The following is a 13,660-nucleotide window of genomic DNA, read 5'->3' on the forward strand; positions in this document are numbered from 1 at the left end:
CCGTCGCCCCCCTGAAACCATCGCGGGCACAAATAATGTGTCGCCAGAGCTCTGGCTCTCCCTCTTAGTGTTACCTCAGCGTAGAGCTTTTCGCTAAAAGCCGTATGGAACCTTCAAGGAAGATAGTTGTCAAGCGACTCTTCCAGTTGCAGAAGAGCTCTTGTACCCTCCTTTAGCTCCTCCAGAACCTCAGTTTCATTCTCAAATGATAGCGGAACCTGTTTTGAATAGATGTGATATTTATTGATATCTACATCAGCATCAGCTGGAAGCTGCTCTCTGATTTCCACAAAACCAGCATTCTGGAGAATGCGGTCGTAATCGGTGGATAAATGTGATAGAAATGCATCGCGTTCCTCGGGGTTTGCGCCTTGGTATGTCATCGTCATTTCAATATGTGGGTCCAAGGTGCGATATTTGTCCCAGTCATTCGCATGACTTTCAGCCCTGTATAGGCGCATTTTTGTCCCGTGAACCTCGAATCGGATGCCGTTGTCATCCCACTGTGTCTTCGAAAATTTGACCCGGGGCGTGTCCTCTCTAATCATCGAAGGCATCAGCTTTTCGTCCCAGCCATCCTTTCCTGAGGTGACATCTTCAAATTGTTCCTCTACCCACTGCCAATATTTTTTAAAAAGGCGCTTGCGATCGCGATATACTGTTGCCTCATCGATAGTAATGTCGAAATGCTCGACTAAATCATTATAGCGAAGTTGAAGTTCCGTATCTGGAGTGAAACTGAATGAGTTAATGACCTGATCTTCCAGACATTGAATCCACTCTCGGGTCCGAATGACATCACAATCACGCTCAAACTCAGGTAGCAGCATCTTCAATTCATCGACAACTTCCCGCCAAGTGATCTGATTAGCAAATTCGAGGTCATGAGATTCGTCCGGGGATAAATATAGGTATTCATATGATTCGACCCGCTCACTCGTATCAGTTATCTGGTTTTTAAGATATTCAATTTGCCTATCATACTGGTCTTCTGTAAGTTGGTGCGTCGTCTTGATCTCAACACAAATGATAACAGATTCTGTTTGAATTAGGATATCAAGCTCAGTTCTGTCTGGTTCTTGGGAAAATGTCCTTACATTAGCCCCTGAGAGTCCATTCAAATCATTCACATTAGCACGTTCTAAGAATCTACGAATGAATTTTAAGTCCAGACCGTGGCTATTGTCGGGGTTGAGCAACCATGCCAGGATTCGCGTGTGTGAACGTTCGTCATCCCCCACAGCAAGAAGGTCAAACGTGCTTGGTGATGACTGATTTGCTTCATTAATCAACTTAAGAAACCGATCATCTACTTCTGATGAACTGCTCATGGACTGATCCATTATCTCATAGATAATATTCCCTCAGAATCAATAGACGTTACGTCCCCTGTCAACGGCGGTTTTCCATCAATGGTTGGCCCAACTATTGGCAGAATTAACGTTATGATGGACCGATATCGACGATTAAACCGATTCGACTCCGCAGGAGATCGACGGCGAAATGTTATACCACCCAACTGAGTCGTTGATGTGCGCCAGCAGGTTTCGGAGGTAACAGTCTGTTACGTACGTTCAACGGTCTACAGGAGCGTTCAGTCCACCCATATTTAGCGTGGATTCTGCACCCCGATTCACTATACGACGTCCCGGAGAATCGTTTCTAATTCGTCTTCCAATTCGGAGGCTTGGAGTACGGCAATCTCGTTATCGGATTGATCGTCGACCGAGGCGGTTTGATCGTCGAGGTCCTGTACAACTAGCAATCCGTTCCAACCGGAACCGAAGTAGTCGCCCTCGTTGCCGCCGAACACGAACTCCTCGTTGACGCGAAGAAACGCGAGGTATTCGAGCGTCTCCTTGATTCCCTGACGAATTGTACTCTCGTTGGTACTGTTTTTCACCTCGACGATCAGGTACTCGTGCTCGTCGTCGTCCTCCGAGATAATCTCGAGAACGATGACGTCGGGGCGACCAGTGTGGTTCTCGTAGTCTTTATCGAAGTAGTCGCCCGCGATCTTCTGCGCGGCGAGTTGCACCTTCTCCGTCCGAGAGGGTTCGTCCTGATCTTCCTCCGGCACGGCCACGAAGGACAGGTTGCGGTCGCGGGCGGAGTTGTCGTGATAGAGAACGATCTCCTTGTCGCCGTCGAACCGGGCGACTTCCTGGCGATCGGTCGCGATCGTCTTGAACTGCGGTTGGCTCTCCCGCATATCTTCGAGCGTCGCGACGAACCGGAACAGGACGAACAGCTCGAAGAGCGAGTCCGTGTCGTCCGGCGCGATGGCGGTTTGCTCGAGGAGACGCCGTATCTCCTCTGGCTCGCCTCGGAACAATCGTTGGCGCGAGCGGAGGAGTGACGCCGCGTCGCGATACACTGCGTGGCGCGAGTTCGCAGCCGTCGTCAGCATTCGCTCGGTCGGCTCGTAGCTGCCGGGGTCGCGAATGCGGCGAACGTGGACGTTCCGCTCGACGATCCGCTGCAGTTCGTCGATCAAGTCCTCGTTCCCTTTCCACGTCTCGCTCACCCAGTCGTAGTCCGCCCGAAGATACTCCTCCGCCTCACGGATCGTCGTGTGAATGACTGAGATGAGTCGCTTGAGAACGAGGTTTTCTGGGATATCGTAGTTCTCCGAGCGATTGTCGCAGACGAAGATCGAGTTATCTCGCGGATGCTCCGTGTATCGCTTCTTGATCGTGTCGCCCCAGTTGATTCGCCCGTCGACGGTTCCGCGTCGCGTTCGCGACGTCGTTCGGGTTTCGGTTCGGATACTGCGTAGTTGCTCCGAGAGATCTCTGACGAACGCGACGACATCGTCCTGTAGGATGAAGTGGAGGTCGAGGAGGAGTTCGTACTCCTCGAACCGCTCGTCCAACTGCTCGGGCTTGATCGACCGAGCTAGCTCGCTCTCCGGGAAGCTCCCGTGCATCGCGTAGGCCAGGATGTCCTCGGTGAGCCGCTCGAGGAGCGCGTCTCTATTCATTGTCGGCGAACGTGACCTGGAGCATCTCTCTGGCCGCCTCCTCGATCAGGCTCGTTTCGATGTCCTGGACGTCCTTGATCTTCCGGACGATCGTCTTCCGCTTCGGGACGCCCTCTAACTGCGGGAAGATGTAGCTGATGACCGCCTGCGTGAGATGGTACTCGATCTGGTCGTCGGGATGCTGATTCACGTACCGGAGGACATCCTCGATGATCGCCGGCCCGATCGCGCGCCCCTCGACGGCGGTGTTTGCGGTCCGCCACACGCGCTCAACCACCTCTGCCTCTCTGGCGGTGATATCGAGATTCCACGCATTCGCGTAGTCATAGACGATATTCGATCCGAAATCATCGCCTTCCGTCGGCTCCGGAAGCTCCGGCGCCGGGACGCGGACGAACGCGAACCGACGCATGAACGCGTAGCTCATCTCGTAGAGCGACGTCTTGTCGTAGGTGTTCATCGTCGCGAAGATGCGCCACGAGTTCGGGACGACGAACTGGTTGGTATCGGTGGACCCCTCAACGTCATCGTAGGTCGTCAGTTTGACCTCTCGCCCGTCGACAGTGTACGGTAGCTGGACAGACTGTCCCGAGAGGAGGGTAAAGAGCTGTCCGAACGCCTTATCGATGTCCGCGCGATTGAGTTCGTCGATGACCGTCAGCTCGTTCGACTGGACGCCCGTCTCGTTGTTCTTGAGCCGGTTGAGGACGATCCCGGGTGTGAACGAGAGGTTCTCACCGTCTTCACCGGACTCGTTGGGCATGTATCCGCCGACGGTATCGAACGTCGACCAGTCCGCGGTGGCCGTGGTCATCTCGAAATCCGAGTAGAGGTACGGGTGCGTTTCGGCCAGGTACTCGCAGACGCGCTCGGCGATCTCGGTTTTCCCCGTTCCGGGCGGCCCAGTGAGGAGCACGTGCTTGCCGGTTCGAAGGGCGGTCTCGATCTGTTCGAGGATCTGCTCGCCGCGGCCGTCGCTGAAGTGAAGCCCCTCGAGGACGGCGTCCGGAACCGATCCCTGAAACGGCTTGTGCGGGTTGATGGGCGCGATCTCTGTTAGATCGCTGGCCATGGCCTCGATGAGCGCTCGTGGCCGGTCGTAGTCTATCTTGCTGGCGGACGTACGGAACGTAGCGAACATCGACTGTACGGGGAACTCCGTCCCGGAGACGTCCGTACAGATCTGGTTAGCTCTCCCGATTGGCAGGCAGTTCGCTGTTAAGACATCCAGTTCTCGGGAGATCTCCGACGGGTCTTTCTCCTGGATTCCGCGAGTGGTGTCAATATTGTCTACATCACCTGTGAGGAACAACCGGTCGAAACTCGCGACCATCGAGAAGGATTGCTCCCCCTCGTGCTCGTCCCACCACCACGGGTCCTCCTTCTCGAACGTCTCCCCGATAATCCCGGCACCGATCACTCCGCTCGGCTGGTCGTCGAGGTCATCGTTCGAAGGTTCGGCTCGGGAGTGGAGCAATGCGACATCGCCCTCGTCGAGTTGGTTCCACCGATCACGGTGTTCCTCCTCGAACGAGACCGACGCGTACTCGACGGTCGTAAGCCAGTAATCAGGTGGGGCGGTGAATTTGTAGACGGTTGGCTCGGCGTCCTGGATATGCGTCGTTAGAGGGTGATTCGCTTTCGGCGAGGGCTCGGAGGCTTCGAGATCGACCGTGGAGTAGGTGTCGTTGAGGACACTGTTGAGACGAGGTTGATTGAGCGGTCCTCCGTTAACGTCCAAATCGTTCTGGATGAGACGGATTCCACCGAGGAACAATGTTTGAGTGGGCGAAAAGGCATCGAGCGACCCGACTCCGAGTTCCTCAGCTTTCGATTCTAATTCGGGTTCCAATGACTCGTAGATGGCACGGAGTTGATCCAGCTTCGCGGCAGTGGCTGGCGAGACTTCGTCCGACGGTCTAAAGCCATCGAGGGCCACCGACCAATCTTCGATAACGGCCTCACCGATGCGGCTCTTGAGCCACGATGATTCCTCTCCCGATCGATCAAGCTTGTCCTGGATATCAGCGAGCGCTTCGTCGAGCGAGTCGTACTCGTCGATAGAAGTATCGGGATAGAGCTTCCGGCCCTTGATCCGGTCTACGAACTCTTCGACGGAGGCGTACTCGTCGTAAAAGCTCGATCCGTTACGATCGAAGTTGATAGCACTGTACGTATCGTTCGGCCACCCTTTGAAGCCCAACAGCTCCCAAAACGATTCCCGGTCGAGATCAGCCTCATACACTGGGTCGAGGAACATCACGTGGGAAAACACCTGGTCGGTAACATCGCCCCAACCGACCGCATCGGTGAACTCCGCTGCCGTGTCGTGATCCAGGATCGTCGCGTGAGCGACGCGAGCCACGACCGTGTATGCGCCATCGCGGCGCCCCTCGCGATCGGCGAATAGCAGATAGCCGCCCTCGTCTGCAGGTTCGTCTTCTTGGTTCCCCCAAACGCGGAGTACGTCGCGGTCGATCGGGGGATTGTAGACGTCTTCCAGTTGGTTTCGTCGAACGCTCTCGATCACCGTTCGGTCGAAGTTCGTTCGGATCGGTCCGTCACCGGTCTTCACGGGGACCTGATAAACCGTCGGATCGCCAAACTGCCGAATATCGGAGTTCATCGGTTTGTCATCTACCTCGGATTCGGACTCGGTAGGTTTCCGGAGTGAATCCGGAATACCTTCTTCGTCGACCGGTGCGAGTTTGAATCGAATCGCTTCCCGAAGATTACCCTCCGAATCGGGGAGTTCCTCGAAAAAGTGTCCGGCGTACAGGAACTGCCCAACGTACCGTACGCCCTCATCTTCCATCGTGAAGTAATGAAGCTCTCGATCCTGCCCGACGTGCTCTCTAATCGCGCGATTCCCGCGTTTCATCTCCATGTCGCCGACCTGTCCCTCGCCGGTGTAGAGCACTGTTCCATCCGGCTGGAACTCGTCCAGATAGCCGTGGTTTTCGCCGGTCCCGCCGGAAAAGAGAAAGACGACAGGTTCGTCTCTGGACGGCGCGATCCCGCCCTGGATGCTACCACCGTATTCCGAGTGTAGCTCCCGTCGCTCGTAGATCGATCCGGGTTCTAACTCGACAGATGAGACGCCGCGAAGTTGATCGGCAACTGCCTCTCCGGCTGCCGTTAACTGGTTCTGGTCGCCGACGCGTTCTACGTAGCCGACGGTCTGTAACCACTCGCGGTGTCGCTTCGCAACCCCCGGCGTCTCCATCTGACACTCCTCGAACTCGCTCACGAGCAAGTCCATGAGCTCCTCGTCGGTTCTCGGCTCGATCGACAGCGCATGAACTATCGTATCGAAGCCCTTGACGGTCGTTCGGAGGGCGTTGTACAAGACGTCCGGCTCTCGTTTCCGGAGATAGCAGCGACCGATCCGCGTACAGTCGTACACTCCATCTTCGATCTCGATTATCCCGATCTCCTCGAGAAAATCCAACCGGTTCTCGATCGCTCCGGGCGTCTCCGCATTCGTATTAGATACGATCCAGTCGATAACACTGTCTCGGGCAACACCCTCGTCTCGCGTATTTGTCTGCTCGAGGAACGAGAGAAAATCCGTGAGGATCTGCAACCGCTCGTCGATTTTACCGTAAAATCGAGAGGTAGACATCCGGCGCTCGTCTGTCATTGTTTCGTAACACGAGACAGTATCCTACCATAAATCCTGCTTTGATTAACCGAACCGGGGTTGAGCAGGTCGGAGATCTGCCCTCGTTTCCTCCTGCGATGGACGACATCCTCGAAATAACCGCGCAGAATCCGACGGAGGAGTTCTCCAATAGCGAGCTCGGACCTTACCGGCTTCGGCGGCCCGAGCGTCTCGAAAGCGCTCTCGCTGCTCGAAGCACTCGGACTCGTCTTCCGCCGCGACGTCGGCCGGAAGACGCTGTACCGAATCGACGAAACGCGGCTCGGTGAGGCCGACGATCCGCTCCTCGAGATACCGCAGGGGGAGTTCCGAAAGCCGCTCCGGGCGTTCGTTGATCGCGTCACCGACGAACTATCCGGCGTCGCGAGATACTCGTTTCGGAAGCGTAGCGCGAGGCGAGGCCGACCGTGCAAGCGATATCGACGTGTTCGTACTCGTCAACGATGACAACGAGTTGGTGAGCGCTCGTCGCACAATATCGGACGTCAAGCGAGACCTCAAAGAACAAACATTCGACCGACAGCGGTACGAGTTCGAGCCGTTCGTTGAGTCGTCCGCAATCTTTCGCCGGCTCGGGGAGGGCCTACGACCATCTTTTGCGAAGGGATTGACCTGCACGCTACAGAGGCATTTGACGAGGCGAAGCGCGACGTTTAGAGGAGTGACGGAGTGACGTCGAAGGACGCGTTTCAGCGACGCCCGAATATCCGGAGATCGGGTAGTCGTAGAGGAAACCCGGACGCGAGATTGCATTTGCGAGTGAGCACGGGAGGAGCACCAGCTCGTATCATAACCGATTCGAAGCATTTTCTGGTAGTAAGAACTGCTCTCGGACCCAGAGCGAGACTCCTCCTGCATTCATAATCGGCTCTCTGCACCGCAAGAGATCGGTAGAGGGTACTTCTGGAGGTGATCTAGGAAAGCATGGCTGGCACCGACGGAAGCGTTGGCAGTCGCCAGAGTAGACATCAAGAGGCCTGTAGATGCCATCTAGTGGGGTTTCGTTGTGAGGCCAGATGTTGGTGAGTCACCACACTGACCCAATAGAACTAAAATCGCCAGACGGGAGTCGACTATGAAGATAAAATTCAGCAGGTGTGCTTTGGGGGGAATGAGCGAGGGACTGGAGAGGGGATCTAGCAGCCCTCTATTGGTGTTTTGTACAGGCCCCCAAGTGAGGGAACGACTCTGCGAGTGCATCCTAGGTCAGTTTGATAGATGAATGTATGTCTATTACCGGACTTTCGATCCGATTATGACCACTGTTTGGAGAATTTAAATCCATCTAACACTTATATAGACGGATATCAAGCAACGAATCTAGCTATGCTGATCAAGTCGAGTTCCGTCTCATAACGAAGGGCGCGACGGGATGCCAACTGCCGCTCCCCGCTTTAGCGACCGTTGCTGGCCAATTATGCAGAGTGCGACTTATCCGTGAACTCGGCCTCGAACCCATCTGGGTAGGCGGTGAATCCGCACTTCGGCGTCACCGTTCCAGACTTCAGGGCGAGTTGACTGTCGCCCGTCCGTCGCGACGACTGTTGGCCACGACGGACGTACCGCAATCCGATGTTCTTCGCCGCGTTGTAATCCGCATTCGCCGTCGATCCACACTGACCACAGCAAAAGGCAGAGCGAGATCGACGATTTTCCGTTGCCGTGAATCCACAGTCCGAACAGCGTTTGGAGGTGTCGACTGGATCGACCTGTTTCACTGCAATCCCAGCGACTTCAGCCTTGTACTCTACCTGCTCGTAGAGCGTACGGAAGGCCCATCGATGCCCCCACGGTCCAGAGGTGTTCTCCCTGATGTGCGTTAGGTTCTCGAAGGCGATGATGTCACAGTCATACTGCAGCGCCTCATCGATGATCCCATTCGAGACGTCGTGCATCGTAGACCGAATGTGGCGTAATTGCCGTCCACTCAGTTGCTCCAGAGTATGGTGGGCACTCCGTGTACCCGTTTGCTGGAGCCCAGCACGAACCTTCTCGAACTCTCGCAGACGGTGATTTAGCTCTTTACCGGGGAAGAACCGAGCTGTGCTGGTGACCGCAATGTTTTCGACACCGAGATCTACCCCAAGGACCGTTCCGTCCTCGGCGGTATTCCGTTCAGCATCGGTCTTTAGCCGTCGAAAACCGATATGCAAGAGATACTCATCGTCGTCGACGGTGAGCGTGCTTTCGGTCACCTGCCATTCGTCAGCGTTGAGATACTGTTGTTGGTAGCCGTCCTCCTCACTTGGCAATGCGAGTGGACAGCGAATTCTGTCCGCTGTCGTCGATAGAGAGACAGTGCCGTCGTCGAATAGCGTCATCGTCCGCGTATCGTATTTTACTGTCGGAGCAGTGAACAGCGGCTGGGTCGCCTTCTTACCCGCTGTTTTGCGTTCGATGCACCCTGAGACGGCTTGAGCGGCTTGATGCGTCGCAAGGACCGTATGCTGGCTACCGAGAGACGTCTGTTCACGAATGGAATCGTAGGCAAGCGGTTGAACCTCTGTTTTTGCGCTACACGTCCCCCAGGCCATGTCGGTAGCAATTTGACAACCGCGCTTCCATTCGGTGATGGTCTCCTCGAACAATTGCCGCTGCTCCTCGGTCACTTTGAGGCGAGTAATTGCAGTCCGACGCACGTACTCCTTGCCCGGCACATACTCTTTGGCCCCGTATTGCTATTTAAATGTGAGGAGGGGAGAGAAGTACGAGAACAGCGGGCGCGATGGGATTCGAACCCACGGCATCTTGGTCCGGAACCAAGTGCTCTGTCCGCTGAGCTACGCGCCCTCGAATGTCGTTAGGACTGTGCCGAGGTATAACCGTTTTGAACCGCAATCGAAGAACTCCGGACCGCGGTCAGGGCTGCTCGCCAGTTTCGATCGAGAACTCGCCGCGGGGGTAGGCGACGCAAGTGAGCGTGTAGCCGTCGGACATCTCGCTCTCGCCGAGCATCGACTGATTGTCGTGTTCGACCAGCTCGTTGGCGTCGCCGTCGATCTGGCCGGCACACGAGACGCACTGTCCCTGTCGGCAGGCGTAGGGGAGGTCCCAGCCTTCCTCCTCGCCGCGGTCGAGGATGTTCTCGTTGTTGGCGATCTCGATCGTCTCGCCTTCCTTGACGAACTCGATCTCGTAGTACTCGATCTCGTCTTCGGGGATGTCGGCGGGGCTGCTACCGCCGGCACCGCCCTCGCCGCCCTCTTCGAGTTCGCCGCCGGCTTCGCCGCCGCCGATGGCGCCCGCCGGGGCGCCGCCGCCGATCGAGCGATTCATCGGCTCGGGGAAGTCGGTCTCGGGGACGCTCTCGGCACGTCGATCGAGAACCTGCTGGGAGATATCTTCGTTTGCAGTCCAGCCCGTGCCCCGCGAGAAGTGCATGAGCACGGCAACCAGGGTCAATCCGATCCCGATAGCGACCCCCAGTTCGTTCACCATATGCGCCCAGATTCGGAGCGCGGGTTTAATTGGTTTGTGATTCCACCTTTTTCTTCGTCGGGTGCCCTCGCTTCGCTCGGGCACCACTCCTCGAAAAACGTGGGCGAAAAAAGCCGAACGCTCGCATACGCTCGCGTTCGGTGAAACGCCTCGCTTGCGCTCGGCGTATGCTTACATCAAAACCGCCATTGCCGTGGGCTACTCGTCTTTCCGGGCGACTTCGTGCCGTCCGAAGCCGTAGCGAAGCCGGTTGGCGAGTCGGCGGGAGAACCGATCGTCGCGGCTGGCGAACCGCTCCGAGAGCGCCTGGTAGATCAGCGGGAGCGGCACTTCCTGTTCGAGCGCCTCCTGGACGGTCCAGGTGCCGGTCGAGCCGCCGGCGACGTAGTCGTCGACGTCGCCGAGGTCGGAGCCTTCCTCGCGGAACGCCTCCTCGCAGAGTTCGAGCAGCCACGAGCGGATCACGGCGCCGTTGTTCCACGTGCGCGCGACGGCTTCCAGATCGAGGTCGTAGCGACCGTTCGCCAGAAGCTCGAATCCCTCGCCGTAGGCCTGCATGAGCGCGTACTCGACGCCGTTGTGGACCATCTTGACGTAGTGACCGCTTCCGGCGGGGCCCATTCGGTCGTGGCCATCGGGGCCGGTCGCGACGGCGTCGAAGATCGGTGTCAGCTCGTTGTAAGCCCACTCGGGACCGCCGATCATCAGCGAGAAGCCGAGTTCGGCGCCGGCGGGGCCGCCGCTGGTGCCGCAGTCCAGATACGCCGCGTCGGTCGTCTCCGCTCGGCGCACCGAGTCCTCGAAGTGGGAGTTACCGCCGTCGACGACGACGTCGTCCCCGTCGAGCGAATTCTCTATATCGTCGAGCGCAGCGTCGACAGCTTTGCCGGCGGGTACCATCAGCCAGATGCGCTTGTCGTCACCGAGTTCGTCCACGAGCCCCGTGACGGAGTCGGCCGGTGTCGCGCCGGCGTCCGCCGCTGCCGTGACCGCGTCGTCGTCGAGGTCGAACGCCACCACGTCGTGGCCCGCGTCGAGCACCCGCTCGACGACGATCTGTCCCATCCGGCCGAGTCCGATAACGCCGAGTTCCATGGAACCCCCTCGTCCGGGGACGTAGGTAGTGATTGCGATTCGTCGGCCGACGCTGTCGGACGGTACAGCCACGCGATAGCGGGCGGATGATGGGCTACGTCTGCCCACATCTAGTATAATTATAATCGGAGCTACAGTATATTTTTCTAACAGTTAGAAGTAATTTTAACTATCATGGTTGTATATTGGGGCCCATGCCATCCGATCACAACGGACGTGGCACGACGTACGGCGCGGACAGACGAACAGTGCTGAAAGGTATCGGCGCGACGGGCGCGGCCCTCGCCGGCGGCGCAGTTGCGCCCGGTACGGGCGCCGCCGCGATCGGCGACTCGGCGGTCCTGCAGTTTTACCACACAAACTGGTCGGACGTCGAGAATCAGGTGAGCGCCATCGCGGACGCCGGCTTCGACGCGATCCAGCTACCGCCCGCACAGGAATCGAAGCTGACGCGCGCCGATCAGGACGATGACCACCACCCGCCGCTGGGGTACCAGCCGATCAATCACAAGAACTTCGACAGCGAGTTCGGGACCGAAGCCCAGTACCAATCGCTCGTGGACGCTGCACACGGGAACGGGCTGAGCGTCATCGCCGACGCGGTGATGAACCACATGGCTGCCGGCGTCAACTTCTCGAACTTCCCGTACTTCAGCTACAACGACTTTCACCACAACGGCGGGATCGACGACTACAGCGACGACTGGCAGGTCGAGAACTGCGATCTCTCCGGGCTGCCGGACCTCGACCAGGACTCGAGCTACGTGCGCGGCCAGCTCAAAGACTACGTCGACAAGTACGCCAGCCTCGGCGTCGACGGCATCCGCTGGGACGCCGCCAAGCACATGTCGGAGTCCTTTTTCTCGAACTACGTGAGCAACTGGGCGAACCAGCACGGCCTGTACTCGGTCGGCGAGGTGCTCCAGGGTTCGAAGAGCTACTGCGACGGCTACGCCCAGACGGGCATGTCGGTGACGGACTACCCGCTGTACTACACGATGAAAGAGGACGCCTTCCATCAGAACGGCGACCTCAGCACGCTCGACGGCGGCGGCTACGTCGACTGGAACTCCTACCGTGCGATGACGTTCGTCTCGAACCACGACAGCGACCCGCCGCAGTACCAGAAGATGGCCTACGCGTACATCCTGACTCAGGAGGGCTACCCGCGTGTGTACCAGAAAGACATGCCCTACTGGGACGGCGACATCAAGGATCTGCTGTGGGTCCGCCGCAATCTCGCAGCCGGATCGGCGATCACGCGTCATTCTAGTCAGGATCTCTACATCTTCGAGCGGGAGGGGAACCTGCTCGTCGGACTCAACCGCTCCGGCTCCTGGCAGGGCAAGTGGGTCCCCACGAGCTGGACCAACACCGAGCTCTCGGACTACGTCGGCAACAACGGCGACAACTTCACAACGAACGGCGACGGCTGGGTGCAGATCTGGATCCCGCCGCAAGGGTGGGTCTGCTACGCCCCCGCCTGATTCGCGAGCGTACGACTGCGGCTCGGCCGGGTGAGACCGAGCACGCGATCGCTGTTATGTCGTCCGGTTGTCTCTCGTTTCGGAACTACGTTTGAGTACCACACGTCGACGAGAGCGGGCACCTCGGCCGTGCGGTCTGGTACAGAAGCTGACGAACGACGCGATCGCTGGTCGATCGAATTCCCAAAAACTGCAGCAACTGGCGACGAAAACGGCGTCCTGCCCTCAGCGATACCAAGAGCGCTGGTCGAAGATGTATCCCAGGCACGCGACGGTGATCACCAGGGGAACGAGCCACTGGAACAGCCCGTCGGCGTAGGAGACCGGTACGTTGGAGTTCGTCTGGACCCACACCAGAGCGCCGAGGAACAGGACGGCCTGTCCTCCGAACATCGCGATTCCGGCCGGCCAGGCCCACGACTTGATGTTCCAGACGCCGCCGATGACGTACAGCTGAACTCCCGTCATCAGCATCGCCGCGAACATCATCCACGCGATCCCGTCGATCGAGAGGAACGAAAACTGGAAGAACCCGGATCCGGCCATGTCCGAGAGTCCGATCATCGCGAAGGCCATCCCGAACAGGATCAGATATCCGTCTACGACACAGGCGGCTCGAATACCCGTGGGGACCGATGTCAGTTTCTCGTCTGCGGTCATATACCACGTGATGGTCGCGACCCCCTAAAAAATTTTCTAACGTATTACGATTGAATTCCTCATCTCTTTCACCCGCGACCGACCCCCGACGCTCGACGACGAAACGAAGCCCTTAACTCGGGGAGCGGCCTTCGTGGAAATGCAACCCGGGACCGTGGGGTAGTGGTATCCTATGCGGATGGGGTCCGTATGACCCGAGTTCGACTCTCGGCGGTCCCACTTCTAATTCCCTACATGTTCATCCCCAGAGGGTAGAGTGGCATCAAAAGCCTGCTGACAACGTTCTGGGGTGGGCGTGATGTCGGCTGGATTATTCACACACTCAGCCGACTC

The 13,660-nt window shown here is 57.7% G+C and carries 9 protein-coding genes and 2 tRNA genes; 3 read left to right on the forward strand and 8 right to left on the reverse strand.

Translation table 11 applies throughout. The annotated features are described in order from the left end of the window. Positions 1 to 113: 113 nt before the first annotated feature. The 3 genes from NO931_RS07585 to NO931_RS07595 form a co-directional block, all read right to left on the reverse strand. Positions 114 to 1,331 carry a PD-(D/E)XK nuclease family protein gene (locus NO931_RS07585; protein WP_256392028.1) on the reverse strand — a complete coding sequence of 406 codons (1,218 nt, stop codon included), beginning with the start codon at positions 1,329 to 1,331 and terminating at the stop codon, positions 114 to 116. Positions 1,332 to 1,636: 305 nt separating this feature from the next. Then, on the reverse strand, positions 1,637 to 2,983 hold the full coding sequence (locus NO931_RS07590; protein WP_256392029.1) for a hypothetical protein: 1,347 nt from the start codon (positions 2,981 to 2,983) through the stop codon (positions 1,637 to 1,639). Beyond that, positions 2,976 to 6,626, reverse strand: a complete 3,651-nt coding sequence (locus tag NO931_RS07595) for an SRA domain-containing endonuclease (RefSeq protein WP_256392030.1) — start codon at positions 6,624 to 6,626, stop codon at positions 2,976 to 2,978. Before NO931_RS07595 ends, NO931_RS07590 begins: the two co-directional genes overlap by 8 nt. Before the next feature lie 286 nt (positions 6,627 to 6,912). Here NO931_RS07595 and NO931_RS20820 point away from each other — a divergent pair, with 286 nt between their 5' ends. Then, positions 6,913 to 7,320 (forward strand): nucleotidyltransferase domain-containing protein, encoded by a 408-nt coding sequence (locus NO931_RS20820; RefSeq protein WP_375142040.1) that lies wholly within the window; start codon positions 6,913 to 6,915, stop codon positions 7,318 to 7,320. Between the two features lie 742 nt (positions 7,321 to 8,062). Here the strand turns inward: NO931_RS20820 and NO931_RS07600 are convergent. The 4 genes from NO931_RS07600 to gnd form a co-directional block, all read right to left on the reverse strand. Beyond that, on the reverse strand, positions 8,063 to 9,304 hold the full coding sequence (locus NO931_RS07600; protein ID WP_256392031.1) for an RNA-guided endonuclease InsQ/TnpB family protein: 1,242 nt from the start codon (positions 9,302 to 9,304) through the stop codon (positions 8,063 to 8,065). Positions 9,305 to 9,364: 60 nt separating this feature from the next. Beyond that, a tRNA-Arg gene (locus NO931_RS07605) sits at positions 9,365 to 9,437 on the reverse strand. A gap of 69 nt (positions 9,438 to 9,506) precedes the next feature. Next, complete coding sequence (locus NO931_RS07610) at positions 9,507 to 10,085, reverse strand: 2Fe-2S iron-sulfur cluster-binding protein (protein ID WP_256392032.1); 579 nt, start codon at positions 10,083 to 10,085, stop codon at positions 9,507 to 9,509. A gap of 198 nt (positions 10,086 to 10,283) precedes the next feature. Next, positions 10,284 to 11,180, reverse strand: coding sequence for a phosphogluconate dehydrogenase (NAD(+)-dependent, decarboxylating) (gene gnd, locus NO931_RS07615; RefSeq protein WP_256392033.1), 897 nt, complete (start codon positions 11,178 to 11,180; stop codon positions 10,284 to 10,286). Positions 11,181 to 11,374: 194 nt separating this feature from the next. Between gnd and NO931_RS07620 the strand changes: the two genes are divergently transcribed. Then, the gene (locus NO931_RS07620) at positions 11,375 to 12,667 is read left to right on the forward strand and encodes an alpha-amylase domain-containing protein (RefSeq protein WP_256392034.1); all 1,293 of its coding nucleotides are present in this window, start codon (positions 11,375 to 11,377) and stop codon (positions 12,665 to 12,667) included. A 225-nt stretch (positions 12,668 to 12,892) separates the two neighbouring features. Here NO931_RS07620 and NO931_RS07625 read toward each other — a convergent pair whose 3' ends face one another. Further along, on the reverse strand, positions 12,893 to 13,327 hold the full coding sequence (locus NO931_RS07625) for a hypothetical protein (protein WP_256392035.1): 435 nt from the start codon (positions 13,325 to 13,327) through the stop codon (positions 12,893 to 12,895). 148 nt (positions 13,328 to 13,475) lie between these two features. Between NO931_RS07625 and NO931_RS07630 the strand changes: the two genes are divergently transcribed. Further along, a tRNA-Pro gene (locus NO931_RS07630) sits at positions 13,476 to 13,546 on the forward strand. The last annotated feature ends 114 nt before the right edge of the window (positions 13,547 to 13,660 follow it).

The sequence above is a fragment of the Natronoarchaeum rubrum genome (genome assembly GCF_024494695.1).

What these genes read in the sequence shown, in the direction of transcription:
- NO931_RS07585 (WP_256392028.1), bottom strand. Translation starts at nt 1,331, where the DNA reads ATGAGCAGTTCATCAGAAGTAGATGATCGGTTTCTTAAGTTGATTAAT.
- NO931_RS07590 (WP_256392029.1), bottom strand. Translation starts at nt 2,983, where the DNA reads ATGAATAGAGACGCGCTCCTCGAGCGGCTCACCGAGGACATCCTGGCC.
- gnd (WP_256392033.1), bottom strand. Translation starts at nt 11,180, where the DNA reads ATGGAACTCGGCGTTATCGGACTCGGCCGGATGGGACAGATCGTCGTC.
- NO931_RS07625 (WP_256392035.1), bottom strand. Translation starts at nt 13,327, where the DNA reads ATGACCGCAGACGAGAAACTGACATCGGTCCCCACGGGTATTCGAGCC.
- NO931_RS07610 (WP_256392032.1), bottom strand. Translation starts at nt 10,085, where the DNA reads ATGGTGAACGAACTGGGGGTCGCTATCGGGATCGGATTGACCCTGGTT.
- NO931_RS07620 (WP_256392034.1), top strand. Translation starts at nt 11,375, where the DNA reads ATGCCATCCGATCACAACGGACGTGGCACGACGTACGGCGCGGACAGA.
- NO931_RS07595 (WP_256392030.1), bottom strand. Translation starts at nt 6,626, where the DNA reads ATGACAGACGAGCGCCGGATGTCTACCTCTCGATTTTACGGTAAAATC.